The sequence below is a fragment of the Streptomyces angustmyceticus genome (genome assembly GCF_019933235.1).
Taxonomy (GTDB): domain Bacteria; phylum Actinomycetota; class Actinomycetes; order Streptomycetales; family Streptomycetaceae; genus Streptomyces; species Streptomyces angustmyceticus.
On the sequence record NZ_CP082945.1, the window covers coordinates 742,202 to 759,886 of the forward strand.

Annotated in this window: 18 protein-coding genes; 4 read left to right on the forward strand and 14 right to left on the reverse strand. The window is 70.4% G+C overall.

Annotation, left to right across the window (positions count from 1 at the left end):
- Positions 1 to 99: 99 nt before the first annotated feature.
- Complete coding sequence (locus K7396_RS03750) at positions 100 to 2,457, reverse strand: ATP-binding protein (RefSeq protein WP_107421211.1); 2,358 nt, start codon at positions 2,455 to 2,457, stop codon at positions 100 to 102.
- A gap of 124 nt (positions 2,458 to 2,581) precedes the next feature.
- Entirely contained in the window at positions 2,582 to 3,055 is a 474-nt protein-coding gene (locus K7396_RS03755; RefSeq protein ID WP_223659609.1) for an ATP-binding protein, read from the reverse strand.
- Between the two features lie 492 nt (positions 3,056 to 3,547).
- Here K7396_RS03755 and K7396_RS03760 point away from each other — a divergent pair, with 492 nt between their 5' ends.
- Entirely contained in the window at positions 3,548 to 3,988 is a 441-nt protein-coding gene (locus K7396_RS03760; RefSeq protein ID WP_143589160.1) for a hypothetical protein, read from the forward strand.
- Positions 3,989 to 4,192: 204 nt separating this feature from the next.
- Here the strand turns inward: K7396_RS03760 and K7396_RS03765 are convergent, their stop codons facing one another.
- The 6 genes from K7396_RS03765 to K7396_RS03790 all read right to left on the reverse strand — a co-directional run bounded on the left by K7396_RS03765 (position 4,193) and on the right by K7396_RS03790 (position 9,599).
- Positions 4,193 to 4,651 carry a helix-turn-helix transcriptional regulator gene (locus tag K7396_RS03765; RefSeq protein WP_158101154.1) on the reverse strand — a complete coding sequence of 153 codons (459 nt, stop codon included), beginning with the start codon at positions 4,649 to 4,651 and terminating at the stop codon, positions 4,193 to 4,195.
- The gene (locus K7396_RS03770; RefSeq protein ID WP_158101153.1) at positions 4,648 to 6,141 is read right to left on the reverse strand and encodes a hypothetical protein; all 1,494 of its coding nucleotides are present in this window, start codon (positions 6,139 to 6,141) and stop codon (positions 4,648 to 4,650) included. The genes K7396_RS03765 and K7396_RS03770 overlap by 4 nt, the downstream gene beginning before the upstream one ends.
- Positions 6,142 to 6,284: 143 nt before the next feature.
- Positions 6,285 to 7,079: an alpha/beta fold hydrolase gene (locus K7396_RS03775; protein ID WP_086719429.1), complete on the reverse strand. Its 795-nt coding sequence runs from the start codon at positions 7,077 to 7,079 to the stop codon at positions 6,285 to 6,287.
- Positions 7,080 to 7,123: 44 nt separating this feature from the next.
- Positions 7,124 to 7,450, reverse strand: coding sequence for a winged helix-turn-helix transcriptional regulator (locus K7396_RS03780; RefSeq protein ID WP_086719421.1), 327 nt, complete (start codon positions 7,448 to 7,450; stop codon positions 7,124 to 7,126).
- Positions 7,451 to 7,581: 131 nt separating this feature from the next.
- Complete coding sequence (locus tag K7396_RS03785) at positions 7,582 to 8,487, reverse strand: NADP-dependent oxidoreductase (RefSeq protein WP_086719420.1); 906 nt, start codon at positions 8,485 to 8,487, stop codon at positions 7,582 to 7,584.
- A gap of 41 nt (positions 8,488 to 8,528) precedes the next feature.
- Entirely contained in the window at positions 8,529 to 9,599 is a 1,071-nt protein-coding gene (locus K7396_RS03790) for an alkene reductase (RefSeq protein ID WP_086719419.1), read from the reverse strand.
- A 247-nt stretch (positions 9,600 to 9,846) separates the two neighbouring features.
- Here K7396_RS03790 and K7396_RS03795 point away from each other — a divergent pair, with 247 nt between their 5' ends.
- Positions 9,847 to 10,422: a MarR family winged helix-turn-helix transcriptional regulator gene (locus K7396_RS03795; RefSeq protein ID WP_086719418.1), complete on the forward strand. Its 576-nt coding sequence runs from the start codon at positions 9,847 to 9,849 to the stop codon at positions 10,420 to 10,422.
- A gap of 436 nt (positions 10,423 to 10,858) precedes the next feature.
- Positions 10,859 to 11,305, forward strand: coding sequence for a hypothetical protein (locus K7396_RS03800; RefSeq protein ID WP_223659610.1), 447 nt, complete (start codon positions 10,859 to 10,861; stop codon positions 11,303 to 11,305).
- A gap of 187 nt (positions 11,306 to 11,492) precedes the next feature.
- Here the strand turns inward: K7396_RS03800 and K7396_RS03805 are convergent, their stop codons facing one another.
- From K7396_RS03805 to K7396_RS03820, 4 genes are all read right to left on the reverse strand, one after another.
- Positions 11,493 to 12,719: an MFS transporter gene (locus tag K7396_RS03805; RefSeq protein ID WP_086719417.1), complete on the reverse strand. Its 1,227-nt coding sequence runs from the start codon at positions 12,717 to 12,719 to the stop codon at positions 11,493 to 11,495.
- Between the two features lie 413 nt (positions 12,720 to 13,132).
- On the reverse strand, positions 13,133 to 14,203 hold the full coding sequence (locus K7396_RS03810; RefSeq protein ID WP_086719416.1) for a hypothetical protein: 1,071 nt from the start codon (positions 14,201 to 14,203) through the stop codon (positions 13,133 to 13,135).
- Between the two features lie 194 nt (positions 14,204 to 14,397).
- Positions 14,398 to 15,585, reverse strand: a complete 1,188-nt coding sequence (locus K7396_RS03815) for a cupin domain-containing protein (RefSeq protein ID WP_086719415.1) — start codon at positions 15,583 to 15,585, stop codon at positions 14,398 to 14,400.
- Positions 15,586 to 15,666: 81 nt separating this feature from the next.
- Complete coding sequence (locus tag K7396_RS03820) at positions 15,667 to 15,807, reverse strand: hypothetical protein (protein ID WP_158101152.1); 141 nt, start codon at positions 15,805 to 15,807, stop codon at positions 15,667 to 15,669.
- 177 nt (positions 15,808 to 15,984) lie between these two features.
- On the opposite strand from K7396_RS03820, the gene K7396_RS03825 reads away from it, so the two are divergent.
- Positions 15,985 to 16,131: a hypothetical protein gene (locus K7396_RS03825; protein WP_158101151.1), complete on the forward strand. Its 147-nt coding sequence runs from the start codon at positions 15,985 to 15,987 to the stop codon at positions 16,129 to 16,131.
- Positions 16,132 to 16,189: 58 nt separating this feature from the next.
- On the opposite strand, the gene K7396_RS03830 is transcribed toward K7396_RS03825, so the two are convergent.
- Together K7396_RS03830 and K7396_RS03835 are read right to left on the reverse strand one after the other, a co-directional pair.
- Positions 16,190 to 16,423 carry a winged helix-turn-helix transcriptional regulator gene (locus K7396_RS03830; RefSeq protein WP_086719414.1) on the reverse strand — a complete coding sequence of 78 codons (234 nt, stop codon included), beginning with the start codon at positions 16,421 to 16,423 and terminating at the stop codon, positions 16,190 to 16,192.
- 13 nt (positions 16,424 to 16,436) lie between these two features.
- The gene (locus tag K7396_RS03835) at positions 16,437 to 17,357 is read right to left on the reverse strand and encodes a trypsin-like serine peptidase (RefSeq protein ID WP_223659611.1); all 921 of its coding nucleotides are present in this window, start codon (positions 17,355 to 17,357) and stop codon (positions 16,437 to 16,439) included.
- Positions 17,358 to 17,685: the final 328 nt, after the last annotated feature.

The window sequence follows — 17,685 nt, forward strand, 5'->3', positions numbered from 1 at the left end:
GAGAAGCCGTACGAGAACGGCTTGCCCGGATTGCGCGATTCGCTCGGCATGCCTCGTCCACTGCACTGTGCGCGTGGACGCCCGGGAAGGACTCCCCCGTCAGTTCGAGGGGAGGGGCAGTTCCCGGACCTGCTGTCCGCCGACGTACCAGGCGGCGATTTGCGCGCGTGAGCTGAATCCGAGCTTGGTGAGGATGCGTTGGACGTGCCCCTCGGCCGTGCGGGGGGCGATGACCAGGCGCGTCGCGATCTCCTTGTTGGTCAGGCCCTCGGATACGAGTTGGGCGATCTGCCGCTCTCTCGGGGTCAAGTCCGCGTCCGCACCGCCCGCTTGGCGTGGCTCGCCGCCGGTCGAGGCCGCCGTCCCGAGCACGTAGCCGAGTGCTGCCTCTTCGGAGAGGTCGTAGCCGCGCTGGAAGGCGGCGTCGTACCGGTCGTCGCCCAGGGCCGCGCGGACCATGGTCAGGTGCTGCCGGTGCACGACGCCCACCGGGTCGAAGTAGTCCGGTGAGGTGCCGACCGTCCGCCACATGGCGGCGGCGGCACCGCTCAGGGTGGCCGCACGGACATGGCGCGCCTGCCGTTCGCTCACCCAGGAGAGGATCTCGAAGGCGAAGGCCATCAGGAACTTGGCGCTCACCCGGCGGCGCAGGTTCAGGGCCTCGCGCGCTGCGGCTTCCGCGTGCGCCAGGTCGTGGTCGAGTTCGACGAAGGAGAGGGCCAGCAGTGCCCAGGAGCGCCAGATCACCTCGCCGCGCTGCACGGTGAGGGCGACCGCCTCCTCCAGGAGCGCCAGGCCCCGTTCGCGCTCCCCCTGGAGTCCGAGGAGGAGCCCGTGGATGGACATCGTGAGGAGTCTGCCGCTGAGTTCGTGCCCCGAGCTGAAGCCGGACAAGGCGTCGCCGGTGAGCAGTGACGCCTCCTCGATGTCTCCCGCGGCCGCGGCCTGCATCCCCTTCACGAGCGTCACATAGGCGCTTTCCTTGGTGAGGCCGAGTTCCGCGGCCAGTTCGGCAGCCTCGGCGAGCTGCGCCTGTGCGGCGTCGACGTCGCCTTGCAGCAGCGCGACCCAGGCATTGCGACGCAACGCCGAGGTGCGCTCCGGCGAAGGTGGGGGGCTTGCCGCCAGCGCCTGATCGAGCCAGTGACGCGTCACGCTGTTGAAGCCCTGGACCCCCAGGTAGGTCCCCAGTCTGTCCGCCATGCTCAGCGCGAGGACGGCGTCATCGGGCTGGGAGAGGCAGAAGCCGAGGGCCTCGCGCAGGTTGGCGTGCTCACGTCGCAGCCGCAGGATCCAGGAGTCCTGGTCCGGGCCCATCCACTCGGCCTGGAACCGCTCCACCATGCGCAGGTACCAGTCGCGATGACGGCGGTGGACGGCACCGTGCTCGCCGGCCGCGACAAGCCGCGCCTCCCCGTACTCCCGGATGGTCTCCAGCATTCGATAGCGCACACAGCCATCGCGCTCGTCGCGGATCAGGATGGATTTGTCGACGAGGGAGAGCACGATGTTCCGTATCTCCTCCGGCGTGATCCCGTCGATGGCGCCGATGTATTCGATGCCGTCCAGATCGAAGCTGCCGGAGAACACCGACGCCCGCGCCCACAGCTGTTGTTCGGGCTGCGCGCACAGGTCGTAGCTCCAGTCGATCAGCGCCTGCAGTGTGCGTTGCCGGGTGGGTGCGTTCCGCGGGCTGACGGTGAGCAGGCGGTAGCGCTCGGACAGGCGCTCCTCGATCTGGTCGAGCGACAGCGCGCGCAGCCACACCGTGGCCAGTTCGATCGCCAGCGGGATCCCGTCGAGTGCGCGGCACAGTCGCGCGATCGCCGCGCAGTCCTGGTCACGGAGGCGGAACCCGGGCAGCACGGCGCCGGCGCGGTCGACGAACAGCCGTACCGCGTCGTACTGCGTCAGCGCGTCCGGCGACGGCACCGCTTCGGGGCTCGGTACCGGCAGCGGAGGAACCACCAGGGTCGTCTCGCCGTACACGCCGAGCGACTGCCGGCTCGTCGCCAGGATCTGCACCTTCGGGCACGCCCGGATGACGCCGTCGATGAACCGCGCGCAGTCGTCGATCAGATGCTCACAGTTGTCGAGCGTGAGAAGCACCTCGTGCGAGCGGAGGTATTCGATGATCACGTCGATGGTGGTGCACGAGGGCTGGTCGTGCAGGCCGAGTTGTGCCGCCACCGTATGCGCGAACAGCGAGGAATCGCGCAATTCCGCCAGTTCGACGAAGCGCACGCCGTCCCGGAAACTCCGTCGCATCGCGGCGGCCACATGCAGGGCGAGACGCGTCTTGCCCACCCCGCCGGGGCCGGTGAGCGTCAAAAGCCGTGCGGATGCGAGCAGTCGTTTCGCATCGGTCACCTGCTGCCGCCGGCCGACAAAACTGGTGACGTCCACCGGAAGGGTCTCGACACCCTCCAGGACGCTGGGCCGAGCCGCGGAAGTCATACTTCCGGAGATTAATCGACCCCTGAACGGGATAAAAATCTACTAGGAAGTAGTTTCGGATAGGCAGTTCGGATGCGCAGTTCGCCTTCCTGGTGGGCTCCTTCCGTGGATTCGTCGGCCGTGGTCAGCGAGTCCGGTATGCCACGGGCAATCGTGCCCAGTGGGTGGTGCCGTCCGGGTGACTGTCGGCGCCGTGTGCGGCGGCCAGGGCTTCGACGATGGCCAGGCCGCGCCCGTGTTCGTCGTGGGCGCAGGACGATGTCCAGGTCCCGCCCCGGACCGACGGGCCGCCGTCGGTGATTGCCACCCACACCCGAGGGCCTCTGTTCTCGCGGCGCAGGTGCAGGGCGAGCGGCGGCTGCGCGTGCTCCACGGCGTTCGTGACCAGCTCGGACACCACGAGCAGTACGCAGTGGGCGGCATCGTCGTCGATACGCCAGGCGTGGAGCACCGACCTGGCGACGCGACGGGCGTGGCCGACCGCTTCCGGACGGTGCGCGAGCCGACGCGACGCGTGAGCGGCGAAGCGGGGATCGCTCTCGACGAGGGCCGCGTCCCGGCCTCTGCCGCGAGGGCCGTCGCCGACAGCGGTACGCACCGGCACCGGCGTCCTCATCGCGTGTGAGAGCTGTTGCGAGGTTTCCATCGCCCTTACCCAACGTTGAACGGCGCAGCGGTCGGACACCTCACACACTGCGCGGTTCCCCGTGCGGCGAGAAGGCGGAAACTACGCGAATCGCTACGCCCTCACTACCTGCTCCTCCCTCGCGGCCTGCTCAGCCCTCGCGCTCGCCCACCACCACCGACACCGCCCCGTCGGGGTGCGTACCAGCCGTTCTTCCGTCGGCGATCCCGGAAGTCCGCCGGACAGCAGCCGGGAGTGGGTCGTGTTCTCACGGAAATCCCGTGATCCACAACGGCCTCCGGCTCGGCAGCCTTGTCTCTCGTGAGGGCAGGCCCTCCTCCTGCGCCCGCCGCCGCGTTTCCGCTGCGCGACGGCGGGTGCCCCGGACGGCCGCGAGCCGGTCGCCGGGGGCGGGGAGCGCAGGGCCGCCCGGAGACCAAAACCCTGATACGAAAAGAGAAATCGATGGTGGATGAACCAGCCGGCCTGCGAGACGGCCGTTTCGGCGCGAGGGGATCAGCCCCGGACGACGGTCTGTTGCGCTTCTCCCTGAAGCTGGACGGCACGGTGTCCGGGCTGGTCGCGGCCCTCAGCCTGGTGGGAGCCAGGATGCTGGACTCGCTGCTGGGTCTGCCGGTGTGGCTGCACTGGGCCCAGGGCGCGTTCCTCGCCGTCTACGCCGTAGCCCTCTGGTACGGGGCCACCCATCCCGCCGTGATGCGGCCGGTCGCCGTGGCAGCCGTCGTGCTCAACGTCGTGTGGGCGGTGGGCTGCGCGGCGATACTCGCCGCCGGAACGTCGTGGTTCCCGCTCACCGCTCTCGGTGGCGGCTACGCGGGCTTCATCGGTATCGCCGTGGTGGTGTTCGGTTCGATGCAGTACGCGGGACTGCGTCGGGCCGGGTAGCCGGGAGCGCACGGCGGCCCGCGGTTCACCCCCGCGGCGCCGGGCGGCGGTGGGTCCGTGTCCCGTGTTCCGGGGCACCGGCCCGCCGCCCGGCCGCAGCCGCCCGGACGGCCCCGGACCGGACGCCCCGGACCGCCGTGCCGGGGCTTCGCCCCCCGGGTTCGCCCGCCGAGGGGAACGCCCGCGCAGATGTGCCGTTCGGCGTCACGACGGTTCGTCGTCGAGCAAAGGCGCCAACTCTCGTCTGCGGGCGATGCCGAGTTTCCGGAATCCGCTGGTCAAGTGGTTCTCCACGGTCCGTTGCGTGATGAACAGGGTGTCGGCGATCTCCCGGTTGGTCAGTCCGCGGGCCGCGAGCACCGCGACGCGGCGTTCACGGTCGGTCAGCGCCGATGCCCCGACCGTGTGTGCTCGGCGGGGCCGCGCGCCGAATGCCTGGAGGCGCTCGCGGGCGAGGTCGGCAAGGCCCTCGGCCCCGCACTGCCGGGCCAGTTCCAGCCCGCGGCGAGCCGTCTCCCGGCCCAGCCGGGCGTGCCCGGCCTCGAAGCGCAAGGTGCCGTACTCGACGAGTGACCGGGCCTGTTCGAGGGTGGCTCCGGCTTCTTCCAGCAGGCCGACGGAGGTCTCCAGCTGCTTCAGGCCCTCGCGGCCGCGCACGGTCACGGCGACGGTGCGCAGGCTGATGCCGAGCGTACGAGGGGCGCCCCATGCCTCGGCCTGCTCCAGCTCCTGGTGGGCCAGGCGCGCGGCCCGGTCGGAACGGCCCAGGGCGCGGTGCGCGAGGGCGGCGAGGGACCTCCACGGAAGGAGGGCGGGGTTGTCCTGCTGCCAGGCGGTCTGGCGGCGTCCGCACTCCAGCAGGTCGTCCAGGGCGGCGGCGTGATCGCCGTCGGCCAGGCGCAGGCGGCACGGGCCTCCAGCAGGTGCGTCCACTGCCAGACGTCGCCGTACCGCTCCTGCTCGGCGAGGGCGAGCAGGGGCTCGGCCTCCTCGCGCCGGCCCGTCTCCAGCAGCACCCGCAGCACACCGGCGAGGGCGAGCGGGATCATGGGGTTTCCGTGGGAGGCCGAGGCCAGGTCGAGCCAGCGGCGCCCCGCGTCGAGGGCGGCGGCTAGGTCGACACCGCGGTAGGCGACTTCGCACCGGCCCATCGCGATCAGCGTCCGCGCGGCAGCGGCGTCGCACCACTGCGTCTGCTCGGAGAGCCGGTCGAGAATCCGCGCGGTCTCCGTCAACTGGTCGCACCACACCAGGGCGAGGACGCCCAGTGCCATCGCTCGGGTGATGACGTCGTCCTGCGGCAGCGGTCCGTCCAGGGCGTCACGGGCGTACGCGGCCGCGGTGGCGGCGTCGGCGGGGCGGCCCGCCGTCAGCGCCGACCGGACCGCCGCGACGGCCCGTTCGCGGATGCGGTCGTCGCCGGCCGGCAGCCCGGCCGTTCCCCGGCCCGTCCACGGCCGCTTGTTCAGGTCCTCCAGCTCGATCAGCACACGCTGCAGGCGCAGGCCGAACACGGCGTGGTGCAGGCCGGACGACGTGTCCTCGGGCGGCCGGTCGCCCGAGGTCAGCGAGCGGGCCTCACGGTCGAGGAGTTCGGCCGCCTGGCAGCCGCGCTGGCACCGCTCCAGGGCGTCGGCCAGGACGGGCACCACCGTCAGCCGTTCCGGGGCGGTGGTGAGCACGTCCAGTGACGCGGACAAGTGGCGGACGGCGGCTGCCGGGTACGCCGGTGCCTCGGCCCGGCCGAGTTCGGCCAGCAGGATCTCCTGCCCGGACGAAGGGGGTTCGCGCAGCGCACGCCGCAAGTAGGCCACGGCCCTCTCCGAGCCGCCGCGGGCCGCGGCCAGGCGAGCGGCGGCACGCAACGCGCCGGCCACCCAGTCCCTGCCCTCGGGCTCGGCGGCGAGCAGATGCCCGGCGACCTCTTCCAGCGGGCGGTCCTGGTCGTGGAGCAGCCGGGCGGTCCGGTAGTGCGCGTCCGGTTCCTCGCGCGTCCGGGACGTGTTGATGGCTTCCCCCTCGGATGGGCGGGCGGCCGCACCGGGCGCGGGCCGCTCGACGACCCCGGGCGGCGCTGTCCGCTCGCGGCCGCTCCCGGCTTCGCCGTGGCGTGTCGCCGGCGAGGCCGGGGCGCGTGCACAGCGAACCAGCACGGGCCATACCGGATCGGCACGGTCCAGGATCCGGACTTCCCCGGCCCGGACACCGTACGGCGGTCGTCGCGCCGTCCGGTGGTGGCTGTCACCGCCGGTGGGGGCCGCCTCGGCCGCGGCACGGCCCCCACCGGCGGTGCGTCTCAGGCGCGGTGCCGGGCGAGGAAGTCGGTGATCAGCTTCTGCCATTCCTCGGGGCGTTCCACCATCGGCAGGTGGCCGGTGGGGATCTCCGCGAGCTGGGCGCCGGGGATGGTGTCGGCGAGGTGACGGTGCAGGGCGGGGGGTGCCAGGTGGTCGGCGGTGGTGGAGATGACCAGGGTGGGGACGCGGAGGGCGGCGAGGTCGTCACGGACGTCGATCCGGCTGACGAGGTCGGCGTGCTCGACGGTGCCGTCGGCGACTTCGGCGGCGGCGTAGGTGATGGCCTCTTCCAACTGCTCCGCCGGCATGGCCTCGATGGCCTGGGGGCTGAGGGCGTGCGGGAACAGGAACTCGCTCACCAGACGGCGGTCGCCGGTGGCGGCGAGCTTGCCCCACACCTTGACGGTCAGGATCTGCTGGTTGTTGGGGTGGGCCATGGTGGCGCTCAGGACGAGGGCGGTGACGCGCTCGGGGTGGCGGGCGGCGGCGCGGATGGCGATCGGCCCGCCGAGGGAGTAGCCGTGCAGGGCGAAGGTCTCCAGGCCCTCGGCGAAGGCGGCGGCGACGAGCTGGTCGGCCACCTCGTCTATGTCGAGGGGGGTGGTGGAGCGGGGGGTCTCGCCGCTGCCGGGGTAGTCGACGGCGACCACGGTGTGGTGGGCGGCCAGGCCTTCCAGGATCGGGCCGTAGGTGTTGTTGGCGCTGCTGCCGGCGCCGTGGGCGAGGACGAGGCCGGGGCCGGACCCCAGAACGGTGCGGGCGAAGGTCGCTTCGGGCAGGGTGCGTGCTGACATGATGGTGCGTTCCATTCTTCGTGGAGTGACGAGGAGTGACGGGGTCATGTGGTTCTTCTGCGCTGCGACCAGGAGCGGATCCGCTCCAGGGCCGGCAGCAGCGCCCGGCCGTCGGTGGTGAGGGTGTACGTGGCGGGCCCGGGCGGGAGCCGGTCGTGGGTGAGGAGACCGGCGTCGAGGAGTTCGCGCAGCCGGCCGGCGAGCATCTTCACGCTGATGCCGTCGATGGCGGTGGACAGTTCGCCGAAGCGGGCGGGGCGGGTGGCCAGGGTGTGGAGGATGATTCCGTTCCACTTCTGGCCGAGGACCTCGAACGCGGCGGTGAGGTCCGCATCGGCGGTCAGCGGCGCGAGGGTGGTGCGGGCTGCCATCGGTTCTCGGTCCTTGTCCTCACTGGTGGTGTGGTGTGCGGTGGGTGGGCCGCGGCCGGCGGGGATTCGCCGGGTTGCGGCCCCGGGCGCCGCCCCGCTCCCCCGGCGGCACGAGGCGGCGCGGGCGGGGATCAGGGCAGCAGGACGGCCTTGCCGCGGTTGTGGCGCGCCTCCAGGTCGGTGTGGGCCTGCGCCGCGTCCGCCAGGGGGTAGGTGCGCCAGACCGGCACCGTGAGCGTGCCCTCGGCGGCCCTCCGCACCAGCTCGGGAAGGGAATCCCCGATCTGGCCGGCGGCCCCCGCGCTGAAGCGGACGCCGTGCTGCGCGGCGGACATGTCGGCGATGGTGATCACGTGGGCGCTGTCACCGGTCAGCGCGACGAAGTCGGCCAGCACACCGGCGCCGGAGGCGTCGAGGACGTGGTCGACTCCCTGCGGGGCTGCGGCCCGCACGCGCTCCGTCCAGCCGTCGCCGTAGCGGACGGCGGTCGCGCCGAGCGCGGTGAGGCGGTCGACGTCATGTGCGCCGACCGTTCCGACGACGGTGATGCCGCGGGCCACGGCCAGTTGCACCGCGATGACGCCTACGCTGCCGGCGGCGCCGTGGACCAGCAGGGTCTGCCCCGCCCGCACGCCCAGCTCCCCGAGGACACGGGACGCGGTCCGGCCGACCGTGACCAGGGAGGCGGCGACCTCCCAGGACAGCGCGGCGGGCTTGGCCACCGCCCGGTCGAGCAGGGCGTATTCGCCGTAGCTGCCGCCGGCCGTGGCGCCGAGGACCTCGTCCCCGACGGCCGCCTCGGCGCCCTCGCCGACCGCGTCGACGACACCGGCCGCGTCCAGGCCGGGGATCACGGGGAAGTGCGCGGGGACCTTGCCGGCCATCAGGCCGGACCGGATCTTCATGTCGAGGGGGTTCACGGAGGCTGCCCGCACCCGGATCCGGACCTGGCCCGGGCCGGGCTCCGGCGTGGCGACCGCTGACAGCTGCAGCACGTCGGGGGCACCGTAGGCGGAAAAGGTGATCGCTTGGGACATCAGAACTCCCGAAGGGGTGGGGAACCGGTCAGGGGTTCCGGTTAGGCGGAGAGGGTGGGGTAGTCGGTGTAGCCGCGGTGGTCGCCGCCGTAGAAGGTGGCCTTGTCCGGGGAGTTGAACGGGCCGCCGGCGGCCAGGCGGGCCGGGAGGTCGGGGTTGGCCAGGAACAGCGCCCCGTAGGCGACCATGTCCGCGCTGCCGTCCTCGACCAGCTTCAGCGCGTCCGGACCGGTGGCGTCCGGGTAGGTGAACGGGTTGAGGACGAACGTGCCGGGCCATGCCTTGCGCAGCCGCGCGGTCAGGGAGCGGTCCTGGCCCTCCATCAGGTGCAGATAGGCCAGGTCCAGGGTGGCGAGCCGGTCCAGCAGCGCCGCGTAGACCTCGGCCGGGTCGTCCTCGGCGATGTCGTTGTAGACGTTTCCGGGCGAGATCCGCAGGCCCACCCGGTGGCCGCCGATCGCCTCGGCCACGGCGGTGACGACCTCCACCGCGAACCGGATCCGGCCCTCGGTGTCGCCGCCCCAGGCGTCGGTGCGCCGGTTGGTGTTGGGCGCGAGGAACTGGTGGATCAGGTAGCCGTTGGCGCCGTGGAGTTCCACGCCGTCGAAGCCGGCCTCGATCGCGTTGCGGGCCGCGTCGGCGAAGTCGGCGACGGTCTGCCGGATCTCCGGCTCGGTCAGCTCCTCGGGCGTCACGAACTCCTTCGGGCCCTCGTGGGTGAACACCTGGCCCTTCGCGGCTACCGCCGACGGCGCGACCGGCACCAGGCCCTCGGGCAGCAGGCTGGGGTGGCCGATCCGGCCGGTGTGCATCAGCTGGGCGAAGATCGCGCCGCCTTCGCGGTGCACGGCGTCGGTCACCGTCCGCCACGCCCGGACCTGCCCGGACGTGTGCAGGCCGGGGGTGTCGGGGTAGCCCTGGCCGACCGGCGAGGGCTGGATGCCCTCCGTGACGAGCAGCCCCGCGCTGGCGCGCTGCGCGTAGTAGGTCGCCATCAGCTCCGTCGGCTCGGCGCCGGGCCCGAACGCACGGCTGCGGGTCATCGGAGCCATGACGACGCGGCTGGCCAGGCGCTTGCCGCCCAGGACGATCGGATCGAAAGCAGTGGTCATGGTCTCTTCCTCTGGATACGTGACGCTCTACGGCTCAGGCGCTCCGCCGCCCGCAGCGACGATTGCCTGCCCGAACAAGTAAATCACTTGTCCGAACAAGTAGATCACCCGCAGCCATTCCCGAGGCCCACCGTGAAGCACGCCACACCTGCGGCCTGGGCATACATGGAACGTAGCCCGGCGGACCCCACGAGGAAGCCGACCAGGACGTACCATTTTCTTGTCCAGGCAGGAAAATGAGGAAAAGATGACGCAGCCCACACCGGAGACCGGTTGGAGGCGCCCGGTACCGGGACAGGAGGCCACCGTCCCGGTACCGGCCGCGGCCGGCGGCGGTCCGATCAGCCACGCGATCTTCCGCCTGGCCCGGCTGCACCGCATGGTCGCGGGACAGCACCTGCGCCGCATCGGTCTCCACGCGGGCCAGGAGCTGGTCATGATGTGCCTGTGGGAACACGGCGCACAGCGGCAGACGGACCTGGTGCGACGGGTGGACTCCGACGCCGCCACCATGACCCGTACCGTCCGGCGCCTGGAGCAGGCCGGCTTCGTCCGCCGCCGCCCCTCGCTCACCGACAAGCGCGCGTCACTCATCGAACCCACCGCCGCCGGCCATGCCCTGCGCCGGGAGGTCGAGCAGAGCTGGAGCCGGCTCGAGGACCTGGCGGCCGGGAACCTCTCCGCCGACGAGCGCACCGCGGCCCTGCGCGCCCTGGCACGTCTGGAGCGCACCCTCGTCCAGGCCGCCCGCCGGTCCTCCTGCGCGGACAAGGAACGTGCCTGCCGCGACGGCGACACCGGGCCGGCCGATGGCCGGACCTGACGTCACGCTCGACGCCCGGCCCCGGCCCCGGCACCGCGGGGCGCGGGCACTCACACCGCTCCAGCACGACACAACCCATTCCCCGTACGTCAACCAGGCGCTTACGCGATCCGCCACCCCAGGTGAGCCGTCCACACGACGGCCCCTCTCCCCCGCTCCCGGCGGTCGCGGGCGCAGACACAGGGACCGGAAGCAGCGGTCCCCGTCACTCTCTCCGTCACCTCGCGGTCCTGAGCAGGGGAGAAATACGCAGACGACTACCTGTTCCGCGCGCACCCGAAGCGCCTCAGGGCGGGCGGAGCGTGGAAAGGGGCGGATGGCGGAAGGGGGCGGATGGCGGAGGCGTCGGTCCCGGGGGATTGTCCGCATTCGGCTCGGGTAGGCGCCGCATATGGTCGCTACACCTAACTTCTTGCCGGGAGCCCTGCTGCGAGGCATGCACCGCGGTCGGCGATCACGGCACACTCGTCCGGGCCGCCGACGTGGCAAGCTCCACCGCAGGCTGCTCGCCTACCGGGACGTGGTGATCTTCCACTCCCCGGCACCGGCGAGCGAGCGCGCGCAGAGTCTGCTGCTGGTCTATGTCCGCCGCGTCGTCGGGGAAGTCACCTACGAAGTGTGTGATCACTGCGCGAGCGGGGTGATCACCCAGGTCCATGTCTCCACACCATTGCAGGACAGCGGTCTGGGTACGCGTGCGGTGTCCCACCTGCGAGCCTGCTACCCCGATATCACCTGGCGCTGCAGCCTCCCCCAGCGCATGACGCGTGACCTGGCCCATCGCATGCGCCTCCCCAACCACCGCGCCGGCCTGGACTGTCCGCACCTCCAGAACGACACCGCCTCCGACAGCCGCGGGAGGAAGCGGCGGGCGAGGCGGTGAGCGGCTTACCAGAGCACCCAGCGCTGGAGATCCGCGGCGCCGGGGAGCCGGAACGACGCTCCACGGAGGGCACCAAGACGTTCGTGGCGGCACCTGCTCTTCGGCGAGGAGCGGGAACAGCCGGGTGACTGCGGCTACCGCCACGGCATGCGGCGGGCGTGCGGCGGGGTGGGGCTCGCGGTTGCGGTCAGCCGACGGGGAGGGCTGCTTCCGGCGCGGGAAACGTCCGTGTCCGCAGGGCCCAGCGGGTGAGCGGACGGGTGGCGAGTCCGCAGAGCGCGAGGACGACGCCGAGTGCCACCCAGCCGGGCTTGCCCCACTGCAGGCACAGGGCGGTGAGCACCACCGGTGCCGCGGCGCGCACCACGCCATCAGCCAGGTTGAAGGCTCCCTGGTACTGCCCCTGGCTGTGCTCCGGGGCCAGTTCGTAGCTGATCTCGAAGGCCCCTGCGGCCAGGCCGAGTTCGCCCGTGGACAGAAGGAGCACGCCGACAAGCAGCAGGAGCGTGGCGACGGGGGCGGACACCCCTGCGGCGAGCGCCAGGGCGATACAGCCGGCGAGGGACAGGAACCCCGCTCCGCGGAGCGCGGTGGACGCGGCCAACGGTCCTCTCACCCAGCGGGTCGCCTTGACCTGGAACAGGACGACCACTGCCGTGTTCACCACCAGCAGCGCGGACAGCCACCACCGGGGCGCCTCGGTGTGCGACACCAGCCAGAGCGGCAGGACCAGGGACACCACGTCGTACTGGAACCCGATGACCCCGCACAGCAGCGACAGGGCGAGGTACGGCCGGTCCCGCAGGGCCTCCGTACGTCGCGCACCCGGGGGGCGTGGCACCGGATCCACAGAAGGGATCTTGAGCAGCAGCCCTGCCGCCGCGAGGAAGCTCAGCCCGTTCGCCAGGATCAGAAGGGTGTAGCCGGTCGTCGAGTCGAGCTGGAGCGCGACGCCGGCTGCCGCGGCGCCGATGCCCATACCGAGGTTGGTGACGGCCCGGAGATGACCCCGGATGCGAGTGCGTTCCCCGGGCTCGCTGATCCGCGCGACGAGAGCGCCGCCGACCGCCTGGGCGCCGCGTTGGCCGACGGCGGCGACGGTGACCAGCACGAGGAAGGCCGCGAAGGAGTGCGTCATCGGGAAGAGGAACATCGCCGTCGCCTGGACGCCTTGGGTGGCGACGTACAGTCCCCGGGGCCCGACGTGATCGGCCACGGTGCCGAGGGGGACGCCCGACAGGATGCCGACGAGCGTCGCGAGGGCGAGGCCGGTGCTCACGCCCGACACGCTCAGTCCGACGACGCGGGTGAAGAACAGCATGCTGCCGGCGAGATAGAGCCCGCTGCCGACGGTGGTGACGAAACTGGCGGTCGTCAGGAAACGTACCGGGCCACGGATCGCCCCGGTCGTCATATTCGCCTCTGCGGGGCGCCGTTGGTTTCCTGTGTGTGCACGTGCGTTCCTTTGAATCGAGTCCTGACGCCCGCTGTGCCTGCCTGCGTCCGGGGCGGGTTCCCGGACCTCGATACGGTTCTGAGGGACGTGATTTCCGGTGACACCACCCGGTACCGACGTGGCGAAGAGCTGACGCCGGGGAAGAGGCCGGACGGCCTTCCCGGGTTGCGTCCTCTCCGGTGATTCGCCGCGGTTTCTTGTGGGGTGTTCCGGCTCCCCAACCTCGCAGGGTGCCCGCGGCTCGGCGGGCGGGCAGGCGGGCAGACAGGTGGGCGGGCGGGCAACAGCCTTCGTCGAGGAGGGCCTGCAACTGGCCGACGGTGCGCCCCGCCCCGCCACTCGGCAGAGCGGTTCTCGTCCCTCACCAACCGCTAACGGCGGACCAGTTGCTCGCGCATGGCCGACAGACACTCGCCCCGGTAGGCCGCCAGCCCTGGCGCCGCCGCCCGTTTCCTGCGGTTGAACTCCCCGGTGTTCACCCACGTGACGATCAGGTCCGCCAGGGACTCGACGTCGCTGTACCGTGCCGTCATCCCGTCGACATGGTCGCTCAACGGATAGAAGGCCGGCAGGAGCGCGGGAAGGCCGAAGCGGACCATGTCATTGGTGTTGCCCGTGACGCAGGTCTGGCCGCGCGTCTCGACGATGCCATTACGCGTGAGGGACTCGGAGACCGGCAGAATGAGGAAATCGGCTTCCGCGAGAGTCCCGTCGAATTCCTTCTGGGCGACGTAACCGGAATGGTCTCGCAGTTCGACCGAGGGAGCGACCGCCCTTCTCGCCGATTCGACGGCTGCCTTGGTCTCCTCGGTGACGTACTCCCCCAGGAATTCGATACGCAGTCGCTTCGTCAGCCGTGGGGCGGCGAGTTGCAGTGCGGACAGGACCTCGGCGTGGTCCCTGCCGGAATACACTCTCCCCGGGATGCAGCATCGCACCTCGTCCCTCACGAATTCCACGGGTGGATGCTGTGGATAGGCGATGTTGACCGCGCGGCTCCGCAGCGGGTCGCCGGATTTCATGAGCCGGAGATCCGGAAGAAGCACCTCTGCCGCGCCGTCGAGAACGAGCTTCGCGATGGCGGCGCTCGGCCGGTTGTCATCCGGCGAGGTGAACGTATGGAGGTTGTGCACCAGGCAGTGCCAGGTGGCCGACCTCGCGCTCGTATCGGAGAGCGGACCGCACAGGGCATCGACCGGGGTGACGATGAACAGGTGATCCTGTGAGGCGATCGAGGACTGGTGCGTCTCCAGGAAATCAGCGTACGGCAGCCCCGGGGGACACACACGCCACTCGGCTGCCGAAGGCTCGGGGGCCTGCGAACCCTCGGCGCAGAAGGGGTTCGTGTAGACCGTCGGTCGGGCTCCGACGTCAATGACTTGCCGTAGGAGGCTGTCGAGGACCTCGCTGTGCGCGCTGAGCTCGATCAGGCCGATCTTCATCGAGTGTCTCCGTCAGTGATGAGCGGCCCGCGGTGCCGGCCAGGACCTTCGACAGGGACGGGTGCCGTGGCACGGGTCCGGGGTTGCGGAACGCTTTTCCGCCCTGCCATGACCTGGTCTGGCCCGCCCGACCTGGCCTGGCCTGGCCTGGCCATCGTGCCGCAGGCCGGGCCGGCCGGGACATCCGGCGGTGCTCACCCGGACGGCGGGTGCTCCTCCAGAAGGAGTCCTTGCTCGACCAACAGCCGCAGCAACGGAGCGATGTCTTCGGCCGGGTCGAACTCCGGGGCCCATCCGACGGCTTCCCCGAGGGTGAACGACTCTCGGCGGAGAATATTCTCGATGAGTTCCGCAGGAGCCCCGTCCAGCGTGATCTTCTTCGCGCCGAACAGAATGCGGTGCTGCTCCGAATCGGCGTCGTAATCAACCTTGACGGGGTTGAAATGCACTTTCCGCAAGCGCGTGTCGCTGCTCGTGGAGAGCGGCTGGAAACCGGACTGGCTCGGGAGGCTGATCTCCCGGTGCCGACTGTCCTGGGTGGTCAGATGATGGGAGACGTACGCCTTCACCAACTCGTCGTCGTCGGCCAGCGCGGCGAGTCTGCCCATCAGTCCGCGTACGTGATCGGCGAGTTGGGTGGTGTCGCCGCCGACCACGGGCGGGAGGTTGCGCCGCCACTCCTCCTCGTCCATCAGCTCGTCCGCCAGCCACTTCAGCCAGTAGACGCCGGTGCGGCAGGTCACCCCCAGCGTGAGGTGCAAGGAGGGTTCGTCACCGGCCACCGCGTAGTGCCAGTGGCCCCGCGGAATGTAGAGCACGTCCCCGGGGTGGAGTTCGGTTTCGATGTACGGGGGGCCCTTGGGTTCGCCGGTGTCGTCGGAGACGTTGTTGTATTTGTCGAGCGGGTATTTGTACGTCTCCTCGGAGACGACCCATCGCTTCGTCCCCTCGATCTGCAGGATGAAGACTTCATGGTCGTCGTGGTGCTGGTCGAACCCCTGTTGCTCAGGCCAGGAGCAGTACATGTTGACCTGGCTCCGGTGGCCGATCGCCCGCTCGATCGACGATGCCAGTTCGGCGATCGCGGGAAGCCGCGCCTGCAACTGGTTGATGATGAGGGTGTAGCCGTCCTGGCAATGCCTGATCCACTCCTCGGGCGTCTCAGGCCGGCCGGGTACCTTCCTGCCCTTTGCCGCCAAGCGGATTTCTTCGCCGAAACGGAGGCGATGGAAATTGAGCAGGTGGTTGAGCTGGTCCCATGAGAAGAGCGAATGGAAACGACCCCGGTCCTGCCCGCGCAGGACGACGCCCCGGGTTGTCCAGTTCTCGCGAAGAAATTGGTCGAGAGGCATCGGGTCAAGCAGGGATTCGAGATCGAACACGCCATTCCTCACGGTCTCAAGGGGTGCCCGGTGGCTCCAGGAGCCACCGGGCGGTTCAGGACAGTGGCCGCACTCCTGCCCTTACACGTCCTTCTGGTCGACTTCGAGGTTCGGCACGCTCTTGACCTGCGCCGTCTTCACCGTCTCCACGGAGAACCCGATCCTCTTCGGACGGAGAGCCACATGGGACTCGGTCTTGGCAGCTGCGGGAACCTTGGTCATAGGTGACTCCTCAACTAGGGGACTTGCCCTTTCATTCGTACTACTTGCGGTGGCCAACTGCCGGAAACGTGTGAAAGATCACCAGGCAATGCATTGAGCCATAATCGGCAAAGCGCTTGCGGGGTCGGCGATTGCGTGGTCCGGGCAGCAGGCAAGCCCAACGGGCAAGGAAATGGCATGACGGGACCGTCGGGCTGGTGGACGGCTCGGTTCACCTTGCGGGTGATCGAGCGGGCGATGTCCGTGATGGAGCGAATCAGTCAACTACGCTTACACGCATATGAGTTGTCACCGCAGGCGGTGGAACTGACCCTGCACGAATGACGTTGAGGCAGGCATGCGGATCCCTCCGAGACGTGACGGCTCACGTCACCATCGGGGCTCAGGCATCAGTGGCCGGCTCGCCGTCGTCTCGCGCCTGGGACTTCAGGTGCCGGCGGTACCAGCTGCCCCAGGTGTCGAGCTGACCGATGATGTCCCGCAGGGTCTCGCCGATCTCGGTGAGCGCGTACTCCACCCTCGGCGGAACTTCCGGGTAGACCGTCCGCGACACGAGGCCGTCGTCCTCCAGCTCTCGAAGCTGCCGGGTGAGCATCCGCTGGGTGACCGTGGGCATGGCCTGTCTGAGTTCACCAAACCGGTAGGTGCTGGGCCCGGTCGTACACCTTCTGGGCGGTGGGTCCCATGACCTCGGCCTGCATCTCGGTGGGGGCCAGGGAGTCCAGTGAGCTGTTGACCGAGATCAGGACGCCCTTGCCGGTGGTGGCGTTGAAGTCGGCCAGCCAGGGGCCACCGCTGGAGCCGCCGCTCATGTCGCAGGGGATGGCCTGCACCCCGTGCTGCTTCTTCCTGGCCGTGCCGACACAGCGGAGGAGCTGCTCGCCGAGCTGTGGGCGGGTGGCGGAGTAGCCGAAGGAGGAAATGGTGCCGCCAACGGGGCGGTTGAAGGCGATGTCCTGGCCGCCCACGACGTCGGTGAGCTTGCGGCCGTTCTTGTCGGCGTCGACGACCAGCGTGGACAGGTCGTCGGTGGAGTCCGTCTCCCAGGAGCGCGGGGTCACGGCGGAGCGGACCGCGAACGCGCCGTAGGGCATGGTGCCCTTGCTGTAGCCGGGGACGAACACCATGAGGATGTTGGTGTTGTCAGGAGAGGCGCCCCGGCGTACGCAGTGTGCCGCGGTCATCACGGCGGAACGGTTGGCGCTCTTGACGGCGGTGGCCGTGCACCAGGTGTCGGCGCCGTTGGCGTTGATGAAGAAGAGCCGCCCGACGGTCTTCAGGGCGGTGCCCTGCCACGGCTTGGCCTTCGGTCCGGTCGGCCCGAGGTCCACGGACTTCCCGACGGCCTTGATGCGGGCGGGCGTCCAGTAGGCCAGGGCTTCCTGTCGGTCCTTGGCGGTGTATGTCATGACGGAGGTCGGGTCGGCCGCGGCGGCATGGATCCGGCCGGCCGCGGCCATCGCCGGGGTGGGGGCCGCAGCCGACGCCGGGGTCGGGGCCGGGATGGCGAAGGAGAGGGCGAGGGCCGTACCGGCCAGGGCAATTCGCACGGACCGGTCTCGGGGCCCACCGGCCACCCGGCGAATACCTCTGATCGCGGAAGTGCGTTTCTCGGACATGGAAGTTCTCTCCTCGGCTGGTACAGGTTGCGGACAGGCGCTGATGCTGGGGCTGTCAGCCCGCTCTCCAAGAGTGGGGAACTGGCTTCTTTGGTTGCGGTGTCGAGAGTCTTTGACACGAAGGCGCGGCGAGGCGATGAAGCAATGGCGTTCTGTGCGGTGTTCCTCGTGTTCGGGGTGGACAAAGGTGCGCGCCCTAGGCGCAGTCCGCACGTGGCACACATTCCTGGCCGTCGGTGCGCATCGCATCCCGGGAATG

Excerpts from the sequence above, each read along its gene's own strand:
- K7396_RS03820 (WP_158101152.1), bottom strand. The coding sequence starts at position 15,807 with ATGACCAAGGTTCCCGCAGCTGCCAAGACCGAGTCCCATGTGGCTCTC.
- K7396_RS03785 (WP_086719420.1), bottom strand. The coding sequence starts at position 8,487 with ATGTCCCAAGCGATCACCTTTTCCGCCTACGGTGCCCCCGACGTGCTG.
- K7396_RS03830 (WP_086719414.1), bottom strand. The coding sequence starts at position 16,423 with ATGCCCACGGTCACCCAGCGGATGCTCACCCGGCAGCTTCGAGAGCTG.
- K7396_RS03750 (WP_107421211.1), bottom strand. The coding sequence starts at position 2,457 with ATGACTTCCGCGGCTCGGCCCAGCGTCCTGGAGGGTGTCGAGACCCTT.
- K7396_RS03775 (WP_086719429.1), bottom strand. The coding sequence starts at position 7,079 with ATGTCAGCACGCACCCTGCCCGAAGCGACCTTCGCCCGCACCGTTCTG.
- K7396_RS03825 (WP_158101151.1), top strand. The coding sequence starts at position 15,985 with ATGACGGGACCGTCGGGCTGGTGGACGGCTCGGTTCACCTTGCGGGTG.
- K7396_RS03795 (WP_086719418.1), top strand. The coding sequence starts at position 9,847 with ATGACGCAGCCCACACCGGAGACCGGTTGGAGGCGCCCGGTACCGGGA.
- K7396_RS03800 (WP_223659610.1), top strand. The coding sequence starts at position 10,859 with ATGCACCGCGGTCGGCGATCACGGCACACTCGTCCGGGCCGCCGACGT.
- K7396_RS03805 (WP_086719417.1), bottom strand. The coding sequence starts at position 12,719 with ATGACGACCGGGGCGATCCGTGGCCCGGTACGTTTCCTGACGACCGCC.
- K7396_RS03810 (WP_086719416.1), bottom strand. The coding sequence starts at position 14,203 with ATGAAGATCGGCCTGATCGAGCTCAGCGCGCACAGCGAGGTCCTCGAC.
- K7396_RS03760 (WP_143589160.1), top strand. The coding sequence starts at position 3,548 with ATGGTGGATGAACCAGCCGGCCTGCGAGACGGCCGTTTCGGCGCGAGG.
- K7396_RS03780 (WP_086719421.1), bottom strand. The coding sequence starts at position 7,450 with ATGGCAGCCCGCACCACCCTCGCGCCGCTGACCGCCGATGCGGACCTC.
- K7396_RS03790 (WP_086719419.1), bottom strand. The coding sequence starts at position 9,599 with ATGACCACTGCTTTCGATCCGATCGTCCTGGGCGGCAAGCGCCTGGCC.